Origin of the sequence: Parvibaculum sp., assembly GCF_035511255.1 — a bacterium.
GTDB lineage: Bacteria > Pseudomonadota > Alphaproteobacteria > Parvibaculales > Parvibaculaceae > Parvibaculum.
Window position 1 is genome coordinate 1 of record NZ_DATKFR010000269.1, and the last position, 2,194, is coordinate 2,194.

General features: G+C 64.2%; 3 protein-coding genes. 2 read left to right on the forward strand and 1 reads right to left on the reverse strand.

What is annotated here, in order from left to right; all coding sequences use genetic code 11:
- Positions 1–666: TOBE domain-containing protein (locus tag VMR03_RS10760; protein WP_325405036.1), on the forward strand; the 666-nt coding region annotated here is incomplete at its 5' end.
- Positions 663–884, forward strand: a complete 222-nt coding sequence (locus VMR03_RS10765) for an acetyl-CoA carboxylase biotin carboxyl carrier protein subunit (RefSeq protein WP_325405038.1) — start codon at positions 663–665, stop codon at positions 882–884. The genes VMR03_RS10760 and VMR03_RS10765, both read left to right, overlap by 4 nt.
- Position 885: 1 nt before the next feature.
- On the opposite strand, the gene VMR03_RS10770 is transcribed toward VMR03_RS10765, so the two are convergent.
- A partial coding sequence (locus VMR03_RS10770; protein ID WP_325405040.1) for a D-arabinono-1,4-lactone oxidase occupies positions 886–2,194 on the reverse strand: 1,309 nt, incomplete at its 5' end.

The window sequence follows — 2,194 nt, forward strand, 5'->3', positions numbered from 1 at the left end:
CTGATGGACGAACCGCTGGCGAGTCTCGACATTCGCCGCCGTCGCGAGATCATGCCTTTCCTCGACGCGCTGCACCGCCGGCTCGATCTGCCGATCCTCTTCGTCAGCCACAACATCGACGAGATCGTGCGGCTCGCCGACCGTGTGCTCGTTCTGCATGGCGGACGGATCGCGGCAACAGGCGACGTTGCCGCCGTACTGAACCGTCTCGATGTGCAGGCGCTCATTCTCGGCGAGGATGGCGGCGCGACAGATCCTGCCACCATCATCGAGGCGCGGATCGCGCGGCATGACGAAGCATATCATCTGACCGAGCTCGACATTGGTGGCGCAACGCTGGCGCTATCGCGGCTGCCGCTCTCCGTCGGGGCGACGGTGCGCCTCCGACTTCACGCGCGCGACATTGCATTGGCGACGGAACATCCGACCGGCCTCAGCATTCAGAATGTGATCGAAGCGAAAATCGTCGAGATCAGACCGGCGGGACCGGCGCAGGCCGACGTAGCGCTGGCGGCAGGCTCGACCGATGCGCCCATTATGCTCTTCGCGCGCGTCACGACCCGCGCGGTGGAGCGCCTTGCCCTTGCACCGGGCCGCCCGGTCTGGGCGCTCGTCAAGTCGGTCGCGCTCGCGAGCGATATTGGAGAAACGGGGAGAACGGCATGAGCATCGACGTCAAAAGCGAGATCGCCGGCAAGGTCTGGAAGATCGAGGTGAAGCCCGGCGACATGCTCGACGAGGACGATCCGATCCTCATTCTGGAATCGATGAAGATGGAAATCCCGGTGCCGGTGCCCTTTGCCTGCCGTGTGCTCGACATTCTCGTCGCCGAGGAAGACGCGGTTGCGGAAGGACAGACTGTTGCCCGCATTGAGCGGGCTTGATCTAGCCCTCGCCAAAAATCCGCTTCAGATAGGTATTGAGGAATTTTCCCTTCGGGTCGAGCCGGCGGCGCACCGTCTGGAAATCCTCCCAGCGCGGATAGAGCTGCGCAAGTTCGGCAGCGCCGAGCGTGTGGAGCTTGCCCCAATGCGGACGGCCTTCGTAGCGCGCGAATATCGCTTCCACGCCGGCGAACAGCTTGTCATAGGGCTGCCGATGGTACTGATGCACCGAGATCGTCACGCTGTCCCGGCCATGGAATGGGCTCAGCCAGGCCTCGTCGGCGGCGACATAGCGGAACTCGAGCGGGAAGAGGAAGTTGATGCCGCATTTGCGCATATGCGCCGCGACTTCCTGAATGCAGTCGAGCCCGCGATCGACGGGCACCGCATATTCCATCTCGTTGAAGCGCACGTTGCGGTCGCTGGGAAAGGCTTCGTGCGACCAGCGCACACGGCCGGGCTCGGTCAGCGAGCCCGATGAATAGCGCCCGCTGCTCGACGTCAGGAATTTCTGCAACGGCCCGCGTATAAGAGGTGCGTAGCGCGTCGACTCGCAGGCGAGGATCATGACCTTGTCGTCGCGCGACAGGTCGCCTTCCTCGCGGCGGCGGCGCGGCTTTGGCTGTTTCGCGGTCTCGGCCAGTATCTTGAAGATGGCCTGATCGGCATAAGGGAACCAGAAGAATTCGAAATGCCGGTTGGCGTCGCGCAGTTCCTCGGCGCGCGACAGCACCTCCTCGACGGGCATCGCCCCGCCCGTTTCCTCCAGCGCATAGGCAGGTCGGCACTGCATGGTGATTTCGCTCATGATACCGAGGCTGCCCATCGAAACGCGGCCCGCATCGAAGACGTCCGGGTTCTCGTCGCGGTTCGCCGTGACGACCGTGCCGTCGGCGGTGACGAGCCGGAATCCCGCAACCGCCGCCGAGACGGAGCCCAACTCGCCGCCCGTGCCATGCGTACCCGTTCCGACCGCGCCCGCGATCGACTGGCGGTCTATGTCGCCCTGATTGACGAGGCCAAGGCCGCGATCGAACAACATTGGCCCCAGATCGCGGATCGTCGTGCCGGCCTTGATACGCGCGGTGGAGGCTGCGGGATCGTGATCGACGACACCGGCGATATGTCGCAGCGTAACGATGGTGCCCGCGGTTTCGACCAGCGGCGTAAAGGAGTGGCCCGTGCCGGCGACGCGGATGGGGGTCTCCGCGTCCCGGACGATCGAGGCAAGTTCCTCTTCGGTCGCAGGCTCGGCGATGGATTTCGGCCAGGCTTTTACCCACCCTGACCAGTTCGACCAAACGTAGTTC

Excerpts from the sequence above, each read along its gene's own strand:
- VMR03_RS10765 (WP_325405038.1), top strand. The coding sequence starts at position 663 with ATGAGCATCGACGTCAAAAGCGAGATCGCCGGCAAGGTCTGGAAGATC.